General features: G+C 39.5%; 19 protein-coding genes. 7 read left to right on the top strand and 12 right to left on the bottom strand.

Annotated elements, in window-relative coordinates; translation table 11 throughout:
• Positions 1 to 161: 161 nt before the first annotated feature.
• The 6 genes from M1F14_RS10885 to ulaR all read right to left on the bottom strand — a co-directional run bounded on the left by M1F14_RS10885 (position 162) and on the right by ulaR (position 4703).
• The gene (locus M1F14_RS10885; RefSeq protein WP_181468617.1) at positions 162 to 1034 is read right to left on the bottom strand and encodes a DMT family transporter; all 873 of its coding nucleotides are present in this window, start codon (positions 1032 to 1034) and stop codon (positions 162 to 164) included.
• Entirely contained in the window at positions 1021 to 1692 is a 672-nt protein-coding gene (locus tag M1F14_RS10880) for a 2OG-Fe(II) oxygenase family protein (protein ID WP_048607861.1), read from the bottom strand. The genes M1F14_RS10885 and M1F14_RS10880 overlap by 14 nt, the downstream gene beginning before the upstream one ends.
• A complete protein-coding gene (locus M1F14_RS10875; protein ID WP_225832970.1) occupies positions 1679 to 2422 on the bottom strand; it encodes a ThiF family adenylyltransferase in 744 nt (247 codons plus the stop codon). Before M1F14_RS10875 ends, M1F14_RS10880 begins: the two co-directional genes overlap by 14 nt.
• Positions 2423 to 2425: 3 nt before the next feature.
• A complete protein-coding gene (locus tag M1F14_RS10870; protein WP_071548218.1) occupies positions 2426 to 2530 on the bottom strand; it encodes a pantocin A family RiPP in 105 nt (34 codons plus the stop codon).
• A gap of 236 nt (positions 2531 to 2766) precedes the next feature.
• Positions 2767 to 3834: an L-ascorbate 6-phosphate lactonase gene (ulaG, locus tag M1F14_RS10865; RefSeq protein ID WP_181468618.1), complete on the bottom strand. Its 1068-nt coding sequence runs from the start codon at positions 3832 to 3834 to the stop codon at positions 2767 to 2769.
• A gap of 113 nt (positions 3835 to 3947) precedes the next feature.
• Positions 3948 to 4703 (bottom strand): HTH-type transcriptional regulator UlaR, encoded by a 756-nt coding sequence (gene ulaR, locus M1F14_RS10860; RefSeq protein ID WP_042844690.1) that lies wholly within the window; start codon positions 4701 to 4703, stop codon positions 3948 to 3950.
• A gap of 391 nt (positions 4704 to 5094) precedes the next feature.
• On the opposite strand from ulaR, the gene M1F14_RS10855 reads away from it, so the two are divergent.
• Genes M1F14_RS10855 through M1F14_RS10840 form a run of 4 tightly spaced genes read left to right on the top strand, consistent with a single transcriptional unit; the run spans position 5095 to position 8904 of the window.
• The gene (locus M1F14_RS10855) at positions 5095 to 6855 is read left to right on the top strand and encodes a PTS ascorbate-specific subunit IIBC (protein WP_042844692.1); all 1761 of its coding nucleotides are present in this window, start codon (positions 5095 to 5097) and stop codon (positions 6853 to 6855) included.
• Between the two features lie 56 nt (positions 6856 to 6911).
• Positions 6912 to 7379, top strand: coding sequence for a PTS sugar transporter subunit IIA (locus tag M1F14_RS10850; protein WP_042844695.1), 468 nt, complete (start codon positions 6912 to 6914; stop codon positions 7377 to 7379).
• Positions 7380 to 7429: 50 nt separating this feature from the next.
• Complete coding sequence (locus tag M1F14_RS10845) at positions 7430 to 8260, top strand: Cof-type HAD-IIB family hydrolase (protein ID WP_048607865.1); 831 nt, start codon at positions 7430 to 7432, stop codon at positions 8258 to 8260.
• On the top strand, positions 8257 to 8904 hold the full coding sequence (locus M1F14_RS10840; RefSeq protein ID WP_048607868.1) for a 3-keto-L-gulonate-6-phosphate decarboxylase UlaD: 648 nt from the start codon (positions 8257 to 8259) through the stop codon (positions 8902 to 8904). The genes M1F14_RS10845 and M1F14_RS10840 overlap by 4 nt, the downstream gene beginning before the upstream one ends.
• 76 nt (positions 8905 to 8980) lie before the next feature.
• Here M1F14_RS10840 and purL read toward each other — a convergent pair whose 3' ends face one another.
• Positions 8981 to 12868, bottom strand: coding sequence for a phosphoribosylformylglycinamidine synthase (gene purL, locus M1F14_RS10835; protein WP_048607870.1), 3888 nt, complete (start codon positions 12866 to 12868; stop codon positions 8981 to 8983).
• A gap of 270 nt (positions 12869 to 13138) precedes the next feature.
• Between purL and mltF the strand changes: the two genes are divergently transcribed.
• Positions 13139 to 14803: a membrane-bound lytic murein transglycosylase MltF gene (gene mltF, locus M1F14_RS10830; protein WP_072065756.1), complete on the top strand. Its 1665-nt coding sequence runs from the start codon at positions 13139 to 13141 to the stop codon at positions 14801 to 14803.
• 41 nt (positions 14804 to 14844) lie between these two features.
• Here mltF and tadA read toward each other — a convergent pair whose 3' ends face one another.
• The 3 genes from tadA to M1F14_RS10815 form a co-directional block, all read right to left on the bottom strand.
• Positions 14845 to 15336 (bottom strand): tRNA adenosine(34) deaminase TadA, encoded by a 492-nt coding sequence (gene tadA, locus M1F14_RS10825; protein WP_042844704.1) that lies wholly within the window; start codon positions 15334 to 15336, stop codon positions 14845 to 14847.
• Positions 15337 to 15429: 93 nt separating this feature from the next.
• On the bottom strand, positions 15430 to 16077 hold the full coding sequence (gene leuE, locus M1F14_RS10820) for a leucine efflux protein LeuE (RefSeq protein ID WP_042844705.1): 648 nt from the start codon (positions 16075 to 16077) through the stop codon (positions 15430 to 15432).
• Positions 16078 to 16392: 315 nt separating this feature from the next.
• Entirely contained in the window at positions 16393 to 16740 is a 348-nt protein-coding gene (locus tag M1F14_RS10815; RefSeq protein WP_042844706.1) for a hypothetical protein, read from the bottom strand.
• Between the two features lie 177 nt (positions 16741 to 16917).
• Between M1F14_RS10815 and M1F14_RS10810 the strand changes: the two genes are divergently transcribed.
• Positions 16918 to 17196, top strand: coding sequence for a hypothetical protein (locus M1F14_RS10810; protein ID WP_042844707.1), 279 nt, complete (start codon positions 16918 to 16920; stop codon positions 17194 to 17196).
• A 633-nt stretch (positions 17197 to 17829) separates the two neighbouring features.
• Complete coding sequence (locus M1F14_RS10805; protein ID WP_042844708.1) at positions 17830 to 18090, top strand: YfhL family 4Fe-4S dicluster ferredoxin; 261 nt, start codon at positions 17830 to 17832, stop codon at positions 18088 to 18090.
• Between the two features lie 83 nt (positions 18091 to 18173).
• Here M1F14_RS10805 and acpS read toward each other — a convergent pair whose 3' ends face one another.
• Together acpS and pdxJ are read right to left on the bottom strand one after the other, a co-directional pair.
• Positions 18174 to 18560: a holo-ACP synthase gene (gene acpS / locus M1F14_RS10800; protein ID WP_042844709.1), complete on the bottom strand. Its 387-nt coding sequence runs from the start codon at positions 18558 to 18560 to the stop codon at positions 18174 to 18176.
• On the bottom strand, positions 18560 to 19291 hold the full coding sequence (pdxJ, locus tag M1F14_RS10795; RefSeq protein WP_042844710.1) for a pyridoxine 5'-phosphate synthase: 732 nt from the start codon (positions 19289 to 19291) through the stop codon (positions 18560 to 18562). The genes acpS and pdxJ overlap by 1 nt, the downstream gene beginning before the upstream one ends.
• Between the last annotated feature and the right edge of the window lie 14 nt (positions 19292 to 19305).

Below are 19305 nucleotides of genomic sequence, written 5' to 3'. Positions count from 1 at the left end.
GAAGTAACCACGTTAAGGAGCATTAAAGACTAGCTTAGCTAACAACAGAATAACTTGGCATTTGTGAATAACTCGTCGCCCCTCCGCCCTTTAGGGTGGAGGAGTACGCAGCACCGATAGGAAGTTTAATCACTAAAAGCATGTAAGCCGTTATTTGAATATCAAACTTTATTTTTTTCTAAAAAAATAATTAACATACTTAAAAGAATAAATAACATACCGATTATCATTGAAATTGTCATAGACTCATCTAAAAGATAAGATGAGATCATGACACTAATGATTGGTGAAATAAGAATTGAGTATGATGACAGTTTAACACCGCCGTGCCCTATCATGTAATACCAAAGAATATAAACAATCACCCCATTAGCCAGCCCCATATAGATAATTGGAATATATACAGTCCAAAGAAATTCAGGATGTATATTACTCAATATGTTTACATCAACATCTAAAAATGGCATTAACAATACAAGAAAAATCAATGAGACTATATTTTGGTAAAATACTTTTGAAGTTAGGTTTATTTTTAAGACGATTTTTTCAGATAAAATGGTTCCTATCGCCCACATGAGTGCACTTAATAGAGTTATCGCTTCGCCAATGCTTATGCCAGATGGCGCTATAAATATAAAAATACCACTAATACATAATAAAGACACAATTATTGAACGAAATTCAATATGTTTATTCATTATGCCCAGCAAGAGTGTTGCCATTACTGGCATTGTATAAACAAGTACAGACGCCTTTACCGCTTCAGTATGCTTTAACGCCAAACTATTTAATATAGGAACCAAAAAAACATTCAAAAAACCAAGTGGGATACTTTTTAAAAAGCATTGAATATTAAACCGATATCGACCAATAATGAAAAATACAAAACACAAAAAAACAACTGAAATAACTAATGAATAGATTCTAAAACCCCAAACACCTACTTGGTCAATTGCCAGTTTTGATATTGGAAATGCACTCCCCCATATTAATGACATTAAAGTAGCACAAAGAAGCACTTTAATCTTTTTCATTATACCTCACAACTAATGCCATTCTTTTGCTTATTTTATTAGATGTTACTGTAGAAACAAAATGTGGGATTTTTCTTTTTTTTGTGTCAAAAATTAAAATGTTTAGATATGATGGGATAAATGTTTCTAAAATTTCTTTTTTTTCGTTATCTAATATCATCGTTAACCCTCCATAGTTCGCTTCCCATTCCTTTGTTAAGTTAATCACGATGCCTATACCATCATCGGAGTCACAATGTGTAGTTAAAAAATCATTTTTATCAAACTTGCTTAAATATATGTTTGATATCATGTTTACTTTCTTTCCAGTTATACTCCATAAAAAATCTTTAAATTTAACATCATCAACAACCGCAATTAAATCAACTAAAATTATTTTAATTTCATCAAAGCATATTCTTCTAAATGAAAATGAAAACTCGCCATTATCTCTATCCTCAAATGCTATTGTTTTTTCATAATTGATACTCTCTATATCAGTGTCAGAAAGATAAAAATCGCTTACCCCTCGCCTATTTTTTATAATAAAACTCCATTTATCCTCTTCAATATTATTAATTAAATTTAAATTAACTTCAAATTCAGGAAAAAAATCTTTTATTGAAAAACTAGTATACCCATTACTTAAAAATTCTTTGTTATGCTTACTTATCCCCATTAAACAGATTCTCCTCTGAAAAACTCAAGTCCCTAAGTGAGATTGTAACTTTCCTTCCTTCCAATGAGATAGCATCATATTTAGTAATAACTTTAATTACTTGGTCAACCACTAACCCTGACATTACAGCTAGTGATGGTGAGCTTTGCCAAGCATTAACAGTTCTCACCCCATTTAAAAACTGTTGCTTCATTCTTGCTTCTTGAAACTCTTTCACTGTCGGGTCATCACTATAGAATGTTTTTTTAATTTGATGTTTAACATCAAAGTATGTTTTCCCTATTTGATTATTTAAATAAATAGGTCCTATGGATATTTCATGTGGGTCCCCACCAAGTTCAATGATAGGTATCGATTTATCAATAGCAACTTTGTGTATTACCTCCTCTACCGTATTTTTTTTGTAGTAGCCTAAACTTGCCCATGCAAGTAAAATCATATCAACATTATTAAGTAAATCATTAATTCTATTTTCATTTGGCGTTAAAAATTCAAAAAACTTTTCTATTTTAGTGTGTTTATTATGCTTATATATCCCATTTTCAGCTGAGTCAACTTTTCTTTTTCCGATATCCTCCTCTGTATATAAGACTTGTCTATTTAGGTTTGATAATTCGACAATATCACCATCAACAATCCTTAACGTTCCAACCCCCATTAATGCAAGTTGTAATGAGCACCATGTTCCCCATCCACCCATTCCCAGCACTAAAACTCTGCTTTTTTTCAATCTTTACGACTCTAATATAACTTCTTCATCTTCATTATACATCGCAATTTCTTCGCTAATTGAAGATATACGCTCAGTTAAATCATGTAATATTATTTCATTTTCCATATTTTCACCTAGAATAAATGTAATTTTAATTAAATATTATCCACATTGATAACATTAAGATTAAAAATGATTAAATTAAGACAGTCAATATCAATAGAGAAACAAAAAAACTAACCATATAACAATAAAAAATACTGATAATTCATATTATTTAAATATATGCATGCTATTTTAAACCTCATAAAAAAACCAGCGATTAAGTCTCCTTAAACGCTGGTTTTTAATAGCAGGATTAATTATAAGAATGCTTTATATGGCAGTTCAGGTTCATTTTTAAAAATATCATTAAAGCCACGGAAATGCTGATAATGCATGCGGTCTTTATCTGTTGGGTAAGTATACTTGCCACCTACCTGCCAGAAAAACGGCGCAAATTTGTATTGTAAACGCTCTTTTTTCATATTCCATAAAACTTCTATTTCACGTGGGTCATTTTGGAAGTTGGCCCAAATATCATGGTGGAATGGAATAACTCGCTCGCAATCAAGTGACTCCGCAGCACGCAAAATATCAGATGAAGTCATTTTGTCCGTGACTCCACGGGGGTTCTCTCCAAAAGAAAGCAATGCCACGTCAATATTATAACGGTTACCATGTGCTGCGTAATAATTTGAATAGTGAGAATCACCTGAGTGATAAATAGAACCACCTGTTGTTTCAATTAAATAATTCACCGCACGGTAATCCATACCATCTAGGATTTCTTTATCATAAGAAGACACGCCTTGCGGTAGCGTAACCAGTGCTGTACGGTCGAAAGAATCGAGTACACGAATTTTCATGTCTCCGACTTCAATCACATCCCCCACCTTTGCCACAACACAACGCTCTGTAGGAACGCCCCATTTGGTCCATAAATCAACACAAGCTTGCGGGCCAATAAATTTAACGTGTTCACCGCAATTTTGTAATACTGCGGCTGCGACATTGACATCAATATGGTCGGCATGGTCATGGGAGGCTAATACCGCATCAATTTGTTTAATTGCAAATGGGTCGAGAGGAAAAATAGAGGTTCTTAGGTTAGGCTGTAATGCTTCTACCCCTCCCATGCGCATCATTTGGTGTTGCTTATTCATCAACGGATTTTTCTGCGTTTTTTTACCTGTCCCACACCAAAAATCGATAGAAATATTGGTATTACCTGCACTTTTCAGCCAAATTCCTGTACAGCCTAACCACCACATTGAGAATGTATTTGGCTCAACAACCGTTTTTTCAATTTCTTCATTCAACCAAGTTCCCCACTCAGGAAACGTACTTAAAATCCAAGATTCACGTGTGATTTCATTTACTTTACTCATAGTATTAATACCTTTTTCCAGAATTTTGAATGTAGGGAGCTTGGCGCCTTAATAGAGCATTAAGGCACTTAGCAAGATAGGATTAAATTCAATAAACCAAATATATGAAGGAATTAGACCAGTATGACCCGTGTTCCCTGTGCTTCAATGGCTTTAATAACTTCAGGGTTAGCGTTTTTTCCAGTAATTAAAACATCAATTTTATTTGCTGGGCAAAAGAGCATTCCTGTTCGATGCCCCACCTTAGAACTGTCAACCACCACCACGAGCTTATCGATTTGGTCAAGCATCTGTTGTTCAGCCACCGCCGTTAACATATCCGCTTTATACAAGCCAGCCTCTGTTAAGCCTTTGCCCGATGTAAACATCCAGTTACCTGCATAACCCATTAAGCTGTTCAGAGCTGGGTTTAAAAAAATATTTTGTGCCTTGTTGTACTGGCCACCAATTAAAATAACATCGTCGTGGTCTTGGTCTATTAAATAGCTTGCTAGCGGAAAATAATTGGTCACTATCTGTACGTTTTTCCCGCACAATTGCTGCCCAAGAAGGAACGCTGTTGAACCGCAGTTAATTACCGCGCTCTCACCGGGTAAACAGATTTCTGCCGCCTTAACCGCTATTTGTGATTTTTCCTCGTAGTGGTCGGTACTGTTAATATTTAACGGTGTCCACTTACGCTTTTTATTTTCAATTCTTTCTGCACCATTACGGACTTTTCGTAACTTACCTTGCTCATCTAACTTAGAAATATCGCGACGAGCCGTTGCAGGAGACACATTAAAGTGATCGGTAATATGAGAAACGTTGATCACCCTATTTGTTTCTAATAAAGACAATATTTCATTGTGTCTTTGCACTTCATTCATAACTATCGTCCTGTTAATAAGTAATCACCCTATGATTAAGCTTGATTACTTGTGATTGGTTTTGATTCTATTTATCTCGCTATTAGTTGTCAACCTTTGTCGCAACAAAAAACAAATATTTACCATGAATAAAAAAAGAACACTGATTTTATTGATATTTTTAAATTTTACGTGATCAAGTCGCCATTTATTTATTTTTTTGCTGGTAAAAAAACAGACAAATGCAAACAATCATAAAAGATCAGACGGTGATTACATATGATTACTTTTGGTTTTTTAACGACATTTTATAGGTTTAAAATGATTATATCGCAAGAACACCAGATACGATCAATATGATTAATCTCTACCCCATATAAATTACAAAAACAATTTGATTAGAGGTAAAAATATGGATTTTTTATACGACGCTTTCTATATTTTTTACAGCCAGGTAATGACAAAAGCGCCTCTATTATTAGGCTTAGTCACTTTTATTGGTTACTGGCTTTTGAAGCGTGACGGTACCACAATTCTTAAAGGAACAATCAAAACCATTGTCGGCTTTATGTTAGTCAGTGTTGGTGCCAGTACTCTGGTCTCCAGCTTCAAACCCGTGATTGAAAAAATGTCTGAATATCATGGCCTCACCGGTTCAGTCATTGACCCTTATACCTCCATGATGGCCACTATGGAAACCATGGGGGATGACTATTCATGGGTGGGTTATACGGTATTGTTAGCACTTGCACTTAACATCCTGCTGGTACTCTTTCGCCGTATTACCGGTATCCGCACCATCATGCTGACGGGACATATCATGTTCCAGCAAGCAGGGTTGATTGCTGTTTTCTATTTTGTACTTGGCGCAAGTATGTGGGAAACCATTATCTACTCTGCAGTTTTAATGGCGTTATATTGGGGGATTTCCTCCAATATTATGTTTAAACCTACGCAGGAAGTCACTGGTGGGGCTGGTTTCTCAATTGGCCACCAGCAACAATTTGCCTCATGGATAGCCACTAAAGTCGCACCAAAATTAGGAGATAAAAAAGACAGCGTAGATAATTTAAACTTACCAAAATGGTTACACATCTTCCACGATAGTATTTCTGCAACAGCGATTGTGATGACCTTATTCTTTGGGGTTATCCTGATTTCCTTCGGCATTCCAAATTTACAGTCAATGGCAGGCACGACACACTGGACCATCTATATTATTGAGACTGGGCTAAAATTTGCGGTAGCCATTCAAATTATTGTAACCGGCGTACGTATGTTTGTGGCTGAATTATCGGAAGCTTTTAAAGGTATTTCAGAACGAGTGATCCCAAATGCAGTGCTCGCGATTGACTGTGCGGCTATCTACGCCTTTTCACCAAATGCAATGGTATTTGGCTTTATGTGGGGGGCAATTGGCCAATTTGTTGCCGTACTCGGTATGCTGGCATTTAGCTCCCCTATTATGATTATCCCAGGCTTTATCCCGATGTTTTTCTCAAACGCCACTATCGGTATTTTCGCTAACCACTTTGGGGGCTGGAAAGCCGTGATGAAAGTATGTTTTGTCATGGGAGTCATAGAAATATTAGGCTCGGCATGGGCGATTGATTTGATTAACCGCCAAGGCACTGATTTCAGCGGCTGGATGGGTATGGCCGACTGGGCATTAGCCTTCCCTGTTATTATGCAAGGGTTATCATTTTCAAAAATGTTTTTCTTTGTTGTCGTGGCGTTAGCCGTTGTCTATATGTATTTTGCGGCTAAAAAACTACGCGCAGAGGAAGATGCACAAGCCGCTTTAGGGCCTATTACTGAGCTAGAAGAAACTGAAGAACCACCCGAAGCTACATTTGAAAACCCCAGTGTTAAACCCGTTAGGATTTTAGCCGTTTGCGGTAATGGACAAGGTTCATCAATGATGATGAAAATGAAAATTGGTCAATACCTTGAGAAAAAAGGCATTCCCCATGTAATGGACTCCTGCGCAGTATCTGACTATAAGTCAAAATTAACGGCAACAGATATTATCGTTTCTTCAAAACACCTAAGTGCTGAGATGGACCCAGGTGAAGGCAAGTTTGTTTTAGGCGTACAAAATATGCTCAATCCACATTCGTTTGGTGATGAACTGCTCAGTATTATTCATACTAATTTTCTAGCAAATAAATAGCATCACTGAGGAATTATGACCTTAAATGTTCATTTAATATTAAAAGGAAGACAATGATGGGGTTTAAACAGTCATTAATTGATAATAATTCAATCCAGCTACAAGCATCCGCAACCAACTGGCGTGATGCCATTAAAATCGGTACGGATATGCTGGTCGCTTCTGGCGCAATCAAACCCGCCTACCATGATGCGATTATCAGTAGCGTCGAAAAACTCGGTCCTTACATTTGTATCGCGCCCAATCTCGCACTTCCCCATGCTAGGCCTGAAGATGGTGTGATCCGCACGGCTTTTGCCCTTGTCACATTAGAAAGCCCCATTATTTTTGATGGGGAAGAGGAACCCGTCGATGTGCTGATCACTCTTGCTGGCAGTTCATCAGATGAACACATGGAAGGCTTAATGGAAGTCACTCGCGTTCTTGATGATGAAGACAGTGAAACAGGCGTTGACCTCAATAAATTGCGCCGCTGTCGAACGATTGATGATGTTTATCAGGTTATTGATCAAGCATTATGCTAATTTAATGATAACAAAAGAAAATCACTAATTAGCTATAGAGGTAATCCACTATGTATAAAGTATTAGCACTTGATTTGGATGGCACCGTACTCACTCAGGATCACACAATTCACCCTGAAGTCAGACAAGCCATTCAGGCAGCAACAAAGCAATGTCACGTTATGATTGTAACGGGACGCCATCATACCGCTGCTCGCCCTTATTATGATGAGCTAGGGCTAACCACGCCTATTATTTGTTGCAATGGTACTTATATCTATGATTACCAAAACGAAAAAGTTATCACGCACAATGCACTCACCAAACAAAATGCACTCACTTTTATCGAACTCGCGCAACAAGACAAGCTGAAAATGGTGATGTATATCACTGATGCCATGGTGTATTCAAAAGTCGATCCTATCGATTACATGAATGCAATGGAGCAATGGGCTAACGACCCAACAATGGCCCATCCACCCAAAATTTATCGTATTGATTCATTTGAAGAACAAGTCCAGCACGCTGACTATATTTGGAAGTTTGTTGTCGAAGGTGAACCCGCTACATTACAACGTTTCTTGAATTCCCCTTGGATAAAACAAACTTTTAATGCAGAAAAGTCATGGTCAAACCGTTTCGATTTCGCCGCTAAAGGCAATAATAAAGGAATACGTTTAGCTGAACACCTTAACTCTCTGGGGTATCAACCAAACCAAGTTATCGCTGTCGGCGATAATCACAACGATATCTCCATGATTGAGCTAGCGGGCTTAGGAGTTGCAATGAAGAATGCCGATGATACCGTGAAATCCCACGCAGATGTCGTTTGTGCTACAGATAACAATGGTGATGGCCTTGCGCGTTTGATACGTGAAAATATTCTAGGACAATCACAATGACCAAACCTTTGATCCAAATTGCATTAGACCAAACTGACTTACAATCCGCTTTAAACGTCGCTGAAAATGTGCACTCCTTTGTCGATATTATTGAAGTAGGAACAATTTTAGCCTTTGCGGAAGGAATGAATGCCGTTGCCACGTTACGCAAACAATACCCAAACCATATTATTGTTTGTGATATGAAAACTACCGATGGCGGTGCCATTCTTTCCCGTATGGCCTTTGAGGCTGGTGCAGATTGGATCACCGTTTCCGCGGCTGCTCATATCGCCACTATCGCCGCCTGTAAAAAAGTCGCCGATGAATTTAACCGGGAAATCCAAATCGAAATCTATGGTAATTGGACATTTGAAGATGCTAAAAACTGGGTTGAACTTGGTATCTCACAAGCCATATACCACCGGTCTCGTGATGCTGAACTCGCTGGTATTGGTTGGACTAACGAAGATATTGAAAAAATGCGTCAGCTTTCTGACCTTGGGCTAGAACTGTCTATCACTGGCGGTATCGTTCCTGAGGATATCCACTTATTCAATGGCATCAAAGCGAAAGCGTTTATCGCTGGGAGAGCCTTAGTTGGTGAAACAGGGAAGCAGACCGCAGAAGCATTGCGTGAACAAATCAATCGCTTTTGGAAATAGTGTTTTCGCCCCCACTCGCTAAAAAAACAGGCCAGAAGAAAAATCAACTGGCCTGATAAACAACCTTAATTAACTATTAACCTAATTGTTTACGTGCATTACGGAAAATTCGCATCCATGGGCTATCTTCTCCCCAGTTTTCAGGGTGCCATGAGTTACTCACCGTACGGAAAACACGCTCTGGGTGAGGCATCATAATAGTGGCTCGCCCATCTTTTGTGGTAACCGAAGTGATCCCATTAACTGACCCATTCGGGTTAGCTGGATACTGCTCAGTCACTTGACCATAATTATTCACAAAACGCATGGCTACTAGCCCATTGTCTTCTAACTGCTGTAAATGTGCCGCACCACGAGCCTCTACCTGCCCCTCGCCATGAGAAACCGCTATCGCCATGCGAGAGCCAGCCATATTTTGCAGCAATAATGACGGGCTATTCGCAATTTCAACTAAACTAAAGCGGGCTTCAAAACGTTCTGAACGGTTACGAACAAAACGTGGCCAGTACTCTGCTCCTGGGATCAGCTCATGTAAGTTTGACATCATTTGGCAACCATTACAGACCCCTAAGGATAAGGTATCAGGACGATTAAAGAATGCCGCAAACTCATCACGAACTTTATTATTGAACAAAATTGATTTTGCCCAACCTTCCCCCGCCCCTAATACATCACCATAAGAGAAGCCGCCACAAGCTACCAGTGTTTGGAATTGACTCAGGGATAAATTCCCCGCTAACAAGTCACTCATATGAACATCAACCGCATCAAAACCTGCACGGTCAAAAGCGGCTGCCATTTCAACATGAGAGTTAACACCTTGTTCGCGCAATACCGCCACTTTTGGACGTACACCTGATAAAATATATGGCGCGGCGACGTCATCTTCAATATCAAAAGTCAGATGAGCATGTAAACCAGGGTCTTGGTCATCTTGTTTCATCGCGTGCTCTTCATCAGCACACACTTCGTTATCACGCAGACGTTGCATTTGCCATGTTGTTTCAGCCCACCATTGGCGCAGTTGGCTACGAGAGCCATGATAAACCACCGTATCGCGACTATTAATTATCACCGCATCATCTTGCGTCGCCGTCCCCAAATAATGAACACAAGAGGCCAAGCCAGCCTGAGCAAAGCATTCTTCTACATAAGATTTATCCGCGCCATTAATTTGGATCACAGCTCCAAGTTCTTCATTGAATAACGCGGCAAGAGTGTCTTCATCGAATGAGCTAATATCAACATTGATCCCACAGTGCCCTGCAAAAGCCATTTCCGCTAATGTGACAAACAAACCGCCATCTGAACGGTCGTGATAAGCGAGTAATTTTTGCTCTGATAATAATTTCTGCACAGTATTAAAGAAGCCGAGCAGCAACTCAGGGCTGCGTACATCAGGGGCTTTGTTGCCTAATTGGCGATAAACCTGTGCGAGTGCAGAACCACCTAATGCATTGTGGCCTTGACCAAGGTCAATCAATAATAATGCGTTATCTGTCGATGTTTTTAATTCAGGAGTCACTGTTAAACGCACATCTTCTACACGCCCAAATGCAGTGATCACCAATGAGAGTGGTGACGTCATTTCACGTTCCTCACCCTCATGCTGCCAACGTGTTTTCATTGACATTGAGTCTTTACCAACAGGGATGGTTAACCCTAATGCGGGGCAAAGCTCTTCACCGACGGCTTTAACCGCTTCATATAACCCAGCATCTTCCCCTGGATGCCCTGCTGCCGCCATCCAGTTTGCTGACAATTTGACGCGTTTTAAATCTTGAACGTAAGAACAGGCGATATTTGTTAACGCTTCACCGACAGCCATACGTGCAGAGGCCGCGAAATCTAATAGTGCTACCGGCGTTCTTTCGCCGATAGACATCGACTCACCATAGTAGCTATCTAAGCTTGCTGTTGTTACTGCGCAATCTGCAACAGGGATCTGCCATGGCCCGACCATTTGGTCGCGAGCGACCATCCCGGTAACGGTACGGTCACCAATCGTAATTAAGAACGTTTTCTCAGCCACCGCAGGTAAATGAAGTACACGTTTAACCGCTTCATTTAGGTTAATCGTTGTTCTATCTAATGCATCGGCTTCTGCTTTCAGGGTTTTCACATCCCTAAGCATTTTCGGCGTTTTACCCAGTAGCACATCCAACGGCATATCAATAGGTTGATTATTAAAATGCTGGTCATTTAGCGTTAAATGGCGTTCTTCTGTTGCTTCACCAATCACTGCAAATGGCGCACGCTCACGCTCACAAATTGCCGTAAATACAGGAAGCTGTTCTGGTGAAACCGCCATAACATAGCGTTCTTGTGACTCATTACACCACACTTCTAATGGGCTCATTCCCGGCTCATCATTGAGGATTTTACGCAGTTCAAAGCGACCTCCACGGCCCCCATCACTGACTAGCTCAGGCATAGCATTTGACAGACCACCAGCGCCCACATCATGAATAAATAAGATTGGGTTATCATCACCAAGCTGCCAACACCTATCGATAACCTCTTGGCAGCGACGCTCCATCTCTGCATTATCACGTTGCACGGAGGCAAAATCTAAATCAGCATCGGATTGACCTGACGCCATAGATGATGCAGCACCTCCCCCTAAACCAATATTCATGGAAGGGCCGCCAAGTACTACTAATTTAGCACCTACGGTGATCTCACCTTTTTGAACATGGTCCGCTCGGATATTACCAATACCGCCCGCTAGCATAATTGGTTTGTGGTAGCCTCGTAATTCTTCACCATTATGGCTGTTAACTTTTTCTTCATAGGTACGGAAGTAACCCAATAACGCAGGACGGCCAAACTCATTATTAAATGCCGCCCCCCCAAGAGGCCCTTCCATCATAATGTCCAGCGCAGTAACAATCCGCTCAGGTTTACCGAAATCCTCTTCCCATGGCTGTTCAAAGCCCGGAATTCGTAAGTTAGAAACAGAAAAACCAACTAAGCCTGCTTTTGGTTTTGCACCACGACCTGTAGCCCCTTCATCACGAATTTCACCACCAGACCCTGTTGCAGCACCAGGCCACGGAGAGATTGCCGTTGGGTGGTTGTGTGTCTCTACTTTCATTAAAATATGTGCATCTTCTTGATGATAACGATAAGTGCGCCCTTCTGGATCAGGGAAGAAGCGGCCAACTGATGAGCCTTCCATTACCGCAGCATTATCTTTATATGCAGATAAAACGTGATCAGGTGTTTTCTCAAAGGTATTTTTAATCATTTTAAACAGCGATTTCGGCTGTTCTTCACCGTCAATAACCCAATCTGCGTTAAAAATTTTATGGCGGCAGTGTTCTGAGTTTGCTTGTGCAAACATATATAATTCAACGTCTGTTGGGTTACGCTTCAAGCCTGTAAAAGCATTTAGCAGATAATCTATTTCATCATCAGCCAATGCTAACCCCATTTCTTTATTTGCTGTTTCTAATGCAAGGCGTCCACCAGCAATAATATCAACCACTTTCATGGGAGCTGGTTGTTGCTGCGCAAACAACGCACTGGCTTGTTCAAAAGAAGAAAAAATAGTTTCCATCATGCGGTCATGCAAAATAGTGATTACATCATGCCATTGTTCTTGGGTTAAGTTGTCCCCTTGAACATAGTAAGCAATTCCGCGTTCAATACGTTTCACTTGAGTAAGACCGCAGTTATGCGCGATATCCGTTGCTTTAGAAGACCATGGAGAAATCGTCCCCGGACGTGGGGTCACTAGAATCAGCTTACCGAATGGGTCATGCTCCGCCAGAGAAGGACCATACTTTAACAAACTGCTCAGTTTGCCTTGCTCACTTTCACTTAACGGCGCTGACAGCTCAGCAAAGTGCATATATTCAGCATAAATATCCGTAACAGGGAGCTGTTTTTCTGCGAACAGCGCCAAAAGGCGGGTAATACGAAATGCTGATAGAGCAGGTGAACCACGCAAAATTTCCATAGTCTTAATTTCTCTCTTTTAAACGCCAGCCCTGAACATGAAAGCAGGGAAACCGAAGGACATTATAGAGCAATGTTCATCAATACGAAACCGTTTGCGTGATTAAAAATGAAGCGGTTAGTTAAATATTATTATGTGCTAAATACGATAATATAGGTTGCACCGATCTTGATTGTTGAGCAAAATAGCCAACCACTGGAATTATAACCATTACTTAGCCATACTCTTTTTAGGTATACCAGCACCAGTTAATGCACGAGAAACTATTATTTGAATAACTTAAAAGTTAACTATCTAATCATCCTAGTTATCACGCTACTGGCTACAATGGTCATTGGTTTTAACGTCCGTTGGCCAAATACACAAGATTCACAAATTAATAGAATTATATCTCAAGGTGAATTACGTATTAGTGCTGTTAGCTCACCACTTATCTATATAGATGAGCAAAAACAGTTGCGCGGATTTGACTATGAACTCGCCCAAGGGTTTGCCTCATATCTTGGTGTTAAACTAAAAATCACCATTCGCCCAAATTTTGAGCAGATTTTTGATGATCTTGAAAATGGGGATGCAGATATCGCTGTCGCTGGGCTACTTTATAATAAAGAAAGGTTAGCAAAAACTAAAACTGGGCCAAGTTACCTTAATGTCACCCAGCAACTCGTATATAGAAAGGGAACCACGAGGCCAAAATCTTTCAATGATATTGATGGCAAACTACTGGTCACCTCTGGTACCGCCCATGCTAGCACGCTAAAGGAGCTTGCTAAGGAATACCCAAATCTAAAATGGGAAGAAACATCTCAATATACTACAAATCAAATACTTGAGATGCTAGCTGATGGTGAAATCGATTATACACTAGAAGATTCTATCGCCATCGCTTTACAGCAGCGCATCCATCCTCAAATTGCTGTCGCTTTTGACCTATTAGATGACCATGCTGTTACCTGGTATATGCGACGTAGTCAAGAAAATAGCTTAGATGCCGCATTACTGGACTTTTTCAATCTCAGCAATGAAAGTGAATTATTAGCACGGTTAAATGAAAAGTATTTTAGCCACGTAGAGTCATTCGATTACTTTGATACCATGGCATTTATTAAAGCTATCGATAATAAACTACCTGACTACCAACCTTTATTTGAAAAATATGCCCAACAGATAGATTGGAAACTACTCGCAGCAATTGCATGGCAAGAATCTCACTGGGACCCCCTTGCAACTTCTCCTACCGGGGTCCGTGGCTTAATGATGTTAACAAAACCAACGGCAGCAACGATGGGAATTGCCGATAGGTTAGACGCAGAAGAAAGTATTAAAGGCGGTGCTGCTTATATTGCTTATATAATGGACCGGTTACCCGAAACCATCGCAGAAGATGACCGAATTTGGTTCGCTCTTTCAGCTTATAATATGGGATATGGCCATATGCAGGATGTGCGTAAACTAACGGAAATGCTAGGTGGGGACCCAAATCGGTGGTTTGATGTTAAAGCACGGTTACCATTACTGACCCAAAAGAAATATTATTCACAGCTAACCTATGGCTATGCTCGTGGGCATGAGGCTTATCGCTATGTTGAAAATATTCGTCGATATCATCAAAGCCTAGTCGGTTATTTGCAAAGCCGAGAAAGAAAACAACATACGCTTGATATTGCTCAAAAGTCATTAACTTACTTGATTTCGCCTGATAACTTAAAAACCACAGGGGCTAACCCAACTGAAAATCAGTCACCTATTACAGAAAAAGTTAGCATTAAAAACCTGGGGGCGATGAGCTCCTCTAACCAAACACCTAAAATCCATAACATGGAAAAGCTATCCTTAGGCCATTATTTGATTTCGCCTTATTCATTACAAGATGAAACAGAGACTGATAACCCAGTGCCAGTTCCACCACTTAAATCCCCAGATAACCCGCTTTAAACCTACGAATTAATAGCAAATCGGATAGTGAAATAACACCGTTAACTCTGTTGACGCTTTTGTGCTTTTTTCTGCTCTCTGCGCATTTTAAAAAAAGCACTAAGCATTGAAGAACACTTTTCGGCTAAGACTCCGCCAGTCACATCCACATAATGATTTAACCCAGCTTGCCCCATAATATTAATATAAGAACCACAAGCCCCTGTTTTAAAATCTTTAGCGCCATACACGACACGACCAATTCGGCTGTGAATTATCGCTCCTGCACACATGATGCAAGGCTCTAATGTGACATATAATGTGGTATCTAATAAACGGTAGTTGCTCAGAGCTTGCCCTGCTTGTTGCAAAGCAATAATTTCAGCATGGGCTGTCGGGTTGTGGTCAATAATGGAACGATTCCAGCCTGAAGCAATTAGTTGATTATCTTTAACAAGTAACGCCCCCACCGGGATTTCGCCTATCTCTTGCGCTTTCAACGCTAGCTCTAGGGCTTGTTGCATCCAAAACTCATCAATTTCTATTTGCGTCACTCTTACCTCTGTTCAATACATTTTATGTATTGATTATCCCGAAATGTTAGAGTGACTGCAATTTGAAATAGTCGACACCCGTATCATCTTCAGCTAATTGCTAAAAATAGCTAATTTTGCGGCAAACCCCATGAAGAACGCCCCAACCGTACAGTTTCCTAACTTCGCCAGCACTTGTTTTTCACGTAAAAAACGCGCAATTAAGTAACCACTAAAAATCAGTAAGCTCAGATATAAAAAGCTAACAGCTTCCAAAATGGTGGCTAATACCAAGTAAGGTACCCATGCATGAGAATAATTAAAATCTATAAACTGAATAAAAAATGAAATATAAAATAAAATGGCCTTAGGGTTAGTTAAACTGAGTACTAAAGCCCGAGTGAAATATTTCTCAGCTTTAATTTCTATCGTACTTTGTTCAGAAGACATTGATTTCTTTTGTAAAAAAGTGGCATACAAAATTTTGCAGCCTAAATACAATAAATAAGCAGCCCCTAAGTAACGAACAATGGTGAATAGAGTCGGTGATGCTTTAATCAGTGATGCGACACCAATAAAAGAAAGGAAAATCAGGATTGCATCCCCAGTAAATACCCCTATTGCAGCGCGGTACCCTGCTCGAGTACCATGTGATGTACTTGTTTTTAATACATAAAGCGAGTTTGGCCCCGGTACAATGATAATTAATATTAACCCTGCCAAATACGTCCAAAAATTCAATACACCTAGGTTTTCAAACATAGCCATACCCTAATAATTTTTTATTATTACTACCATAACTTTTGTTATCTGAAAATATTTATTCAAGTGAATGTTATCGGTAAATATTAATCACTTAATTTTCTTTTACATTCAAGGTTAATAATTCAACTCAATTTTTATCAGCAATTTAATTGGCGATATATCAATAACTACTTCATGCATAACAAGTTATTTAGGGGAGGTCGTTCCTCATAATTAATAACTTTAGCCACTTCGTCAGATAAAGGAGCATAGATTATGAGTAAGCAGTCCCTCAAATTTGAGTGAAATACCTGACAACAGGTAAGGGCTAAATTACTTGTACATTGCTTCATTTATAGTACCGGACACATTGTCCAGATCAATACAATTGAATGTTAGTGTTCTATCCTCCATCAACACCCTAATAGAATATAACTTCTCCATTGAAGCCCCTATTTTCTGTGGATACACAGCATAAGGTATTAATTGTTCTTTTTGCCACTCTTTGCAAGATTTAAAATCACCTAGCCCTTTAACTTTTATGAGTTGCTTATAAGGGCTTACTACTTCTGGCTTTTTATTGTTATCTAACATCGCCTGTAGTTCATCCAAGCTGTAGGTAGTCGCCATTACAGACGATTGAAAACATATGAACAACACAACTGCTAGTATCCTTTTCATCTCACACCATCCCATTAATTAATTTCAGTGATGTTAGCGTAGAGGAAATGCAAATTGAAGCAAACCTGCCGAGTTTCGCTAGACACACTTAAACTAACTACCTTTACATAACTTGTAACCCATTTAACCTTCATTTGATAGCATCCCGTTTTATACATCACAATGGAGTGTTTTTTTATGCGCAAATATATTGCACCTTTAGCTGTAATTTCAGTCACACTATCTACGTTCGCTATGGCCAATTCCATACAAACTTCATCTGAATCGGTAGAAGTCAAAGAGGGTGTTATCAATGCTCCTGAAATCACTATCAAATTAAACGGGAAGCAATCTAGCAATGAACCACAGGAAAAAATTATTGTAGAAGCTGATTCTATCGAAATTGTCGATGGAGAACTTCGAGCTAAAGGCGCTAAGTTATATGAGCAGGATAAGAAAATAGAATCGAATAAATAATTTATTGCCCAAGCTAGCTAGATCATCTATGGCTTGGGCAACAAAAACCTGCCAAAGCAGGTTCACTTTATCTTTTAGTCTTGCCAGCATTATTCTGATTAGTTTTGTTTTTTCTCACACAATTGACAGAGACTCGCCTAACTTACTACCTTTTAAATTCATCTGTTTCAGAAGCTCCGCATATATAGTAACCTTACCTGCTTCACTGAAATCAATGCATAGATAGTGTGATTCTTCGTATTTAGATCGACGTAGCTTGTTAAGATGATTTAAAATGATTTTAGCGGCAGTAATACAAACCTCATGTGTGTACTTGTATAAGTGGGCTTGCATGGCTCCTAGCGCAGTAAAGCACCTAAATATTCATCAACTGATGGTGATTTTAAGTTTTGTGTTGCTTTATCCGACATTACTGACATTGAAATGCCCCTATATAACAAAGCACTCTACTTTAAGTGCACTCACTAGGTATTTTCTAAGCTATAAAAAGGGATGCGTTGAGTTTTGTGTTACGAATTTAGATTTTTCAATATGAAATATACTGTATAAAATCACAAATACCAGACGAAAGTAACGAATAAGTGCAAGGTATAAGTTGCTAATTATTAACTTATTTAAGTGTAAATTATTGATATGTCATTATTAATTACTAAAAAATGTATCAACTGCGATATGTGTGAGCCAGAATGCCCAAATGATGCAATTTTTATGGGCGATGAAATTTATGAAATTGACTCCAGCCTGTGTACTGAATGCGTAGGCCATTATGACAAACCTACGTGTCAATCTGTCTGCCCGATAACAAACACAATCATCACCGACCCTCAACATATTGAAACTGAAGAACAGTTATGGGACAAATTTGTTGCAATTCACCACGCTGATAAAATTTAACCCCAATTAACCTCCCCTCGCTATTGAGCTTTAATGCTTAGAAAGCTGCCAGTAGATTTTCTGGCAGCTAGGCATAGCATTATTTAAAGATTACTTTCAATAATGACTGTAGCAGCGGCATAGTGGCGTTCGTCTGTAATCGAAACATGGAAATGTGTTGCTTTTAAGCTACCTGCAAGTTCCAGCGCAGCGCCATTTAAATTAAGTAATGGCTTACCCAATTTATCATTTGTCACTTCGAATTGGGTAAATGCTAAACCATTGCGTATTCCTGTGCCTAATGCTTTTGCAGCAGCCTCTTTGACTGCAAAACGTTTTGCCAAAAAACGCGCTGGCTTTGATTGTTTTTGGTATTGAACGAACTCGCTTTCTGTCAGTATCCTGTTCGCTAGGCTGTCACCTGTGCGTTCAATTGCAGACTCAATGCGTGCTATTTCAACAATATCTGTACCTAACCCTACAATCGCCATTATTTACGCGCTTCTAATAATATTTTTTTCATATCAGCAACGGCTTGTGCTAACCCGCTAAATAAAGCACGACCAATGATTGCATGACCAATATTTAGCTCATAAATTTCCGGTAATTGGGCAATACGCTGAACATTATGGTAAGTCAACCCGTGACCTGCATTCACTTTAATACCTTTACCTGCGGCATATACCACACCATCACGAATACGACGAAATTCTAACTCTTGCTCTTGTTCTGTTTTCGCATCTGCATAAGCCCCAGTATGGATCTCAATAAATGGTGCCCCACACTCTTGTGCCGCATCGATTTGCTCGTGATCTGCATCAATAAATAATGAAACTAAAATACCCGCTTCAGAAAGGCGCTTAACGGCATCAGCTATTTTTTGTTTTTGACCTGCGACATCCAAGCCACCTTCAGTGGTGACTTCTTCACGTTTTTCAGGGACTAAGCAACAAAATGCAGGTTTAATACGGCAGGCTATCTCAACCATTTCATCCGTTACTGCCATTTCAAGATTCATTCGAGTTTGAATGGTTTCATTTAAAAGGGCGACATCTCTATCGGTAATATGGCGACGATCTTCACGTAAATGCACCGTGATGCCATCAGCCCCTGCTTGCTCAGCGACAAAAGCAGCTTGTACAGGGTCGGGATATTGAGTGCCTCTTGCATTCCTAACAGTTGCAATATGGTCAATATTTACACCTAACAAAAGCTCAGCCATTTTTTTCTCCCAAT

Source organism: Providencia sp. PROV003 (assembly GCF_045040775.1).
GTDB classification, from domain to species: Bacteria; Pseudomonadota; Gammaproteobacteria; order Enterobacterales; family Enterobacteriaceae; genus Providencia; species Providencia huashanensis.
This window is presented reverse-complemented; position numbering and strand designations above follow the sequence as displayed.

Bases quoted from the DNA above. Each gene is read 5' to 3' on its own strand.
- M1F14_RS10885 (WP_181468617.1), bottom strand. From the start codon at position 1,034: ATGAAAAAGATTAAAGTGCTTCTTTGTGCTACTTTAATGTCATTAATA.
- M1F14_RS10880 (WP_048607861.1), bottom strand. From the start codon at position 1,692: ATGGGGATAAGTAAGCATAACAAAGAATTTTTAAGTAATGGGTATACT.
- M1F14_RS10870 (WP_071548218.1), bottom strand. From the start codon at position 2,530: ATGGAAAATGAAATAATATTACATGATTTAACTGAGCGTATATCTTCA.
- ulaG (WP_181468618.1), bottom strand. From the start codon at position 3,834: ATGAGTAAAGTAAATGAAATCACACGTGAATCTTGGATTTTAAGTACG.
- ulaR (WP_042844690.1), bottom strand. From the start codon at position 4,703: ATGAATGAAGTGCAAAGACACAATGAAATATTGTCTTTATTAGAAACA.
- M1F14_RS10855 (WP_042844692.1), top strand. From the start codon at position 5,095: ATGGATTTTTTATACGACGCTTTCTATATTTTTTACAGCCAGGTAATG.
- M1F14_RS10850 (WP_042844695.1), top strand. From the start codon at position 6,912: ATGGGGTTTAAACAGTCATTAATTGATAATAATTCAATCCAGCTACAA.
- M1F14_RS10845 (WP_048607865.1), top strand. From the start codon at position 7,430: ATGTATAAAGTATTAGCACTTGATTTGGATGGCACCGTACTCACTCAG.
- M1F14_RS10840 (WP_048607868.1), top strand. From the start codon at position 8,257: ATGACCAAACCTTTGATCCAAATTGCATTAGACCAAACTGACTTACAA.
- purL (WP_048607870.1), bottom strand. From the start codon at position 12,868: ATGGAAATTTTGCGTGGTTCACCTGCTCTATCAGCATTTCGTATTACC.
- leuE (WP_042844705.1), bottom strand. From the start codon at position 16,077: ATGTTTGAAAACCTAGGTGTATTGAATTTTTGGACGTATTTGGCAGGG.
- M1F14_RS10815 (WP_042844706.1), bottom strand. From the start codon at position 16,740: ATGAAAAGGATACTAGCAGTTGTGTTGTTCATATGTTTTCAATCGTCT.
- M1F14_RS10810 (WP_042844707.1), top strand. From the start codon at position 16,918: ATGCGCAAATATATTGCACCTTTAGCTGTAATTTCAGTCACACTATCT.
- M1F14_RS10805 (WP_042844708.1), top strand. From the start codon at position 17,830: ATGTCATTATTAATTACTAAAAAATGTATCAACTGCGATATGTGTGAG.
- acpS (WP_042844709.1), bottom strand. From the start codon at position 18,560: ATGGCGATTGTAGGGTTAGGTACAGATATTGTTGAAATAGCACGCATT.
- pdxJ (WP_042844710.1), bottom strand. From the start codon at position 19,291: ATGGCTGAGCTTTTGTTAGGTGTAAATATTGACCATATTGCAACTGTT.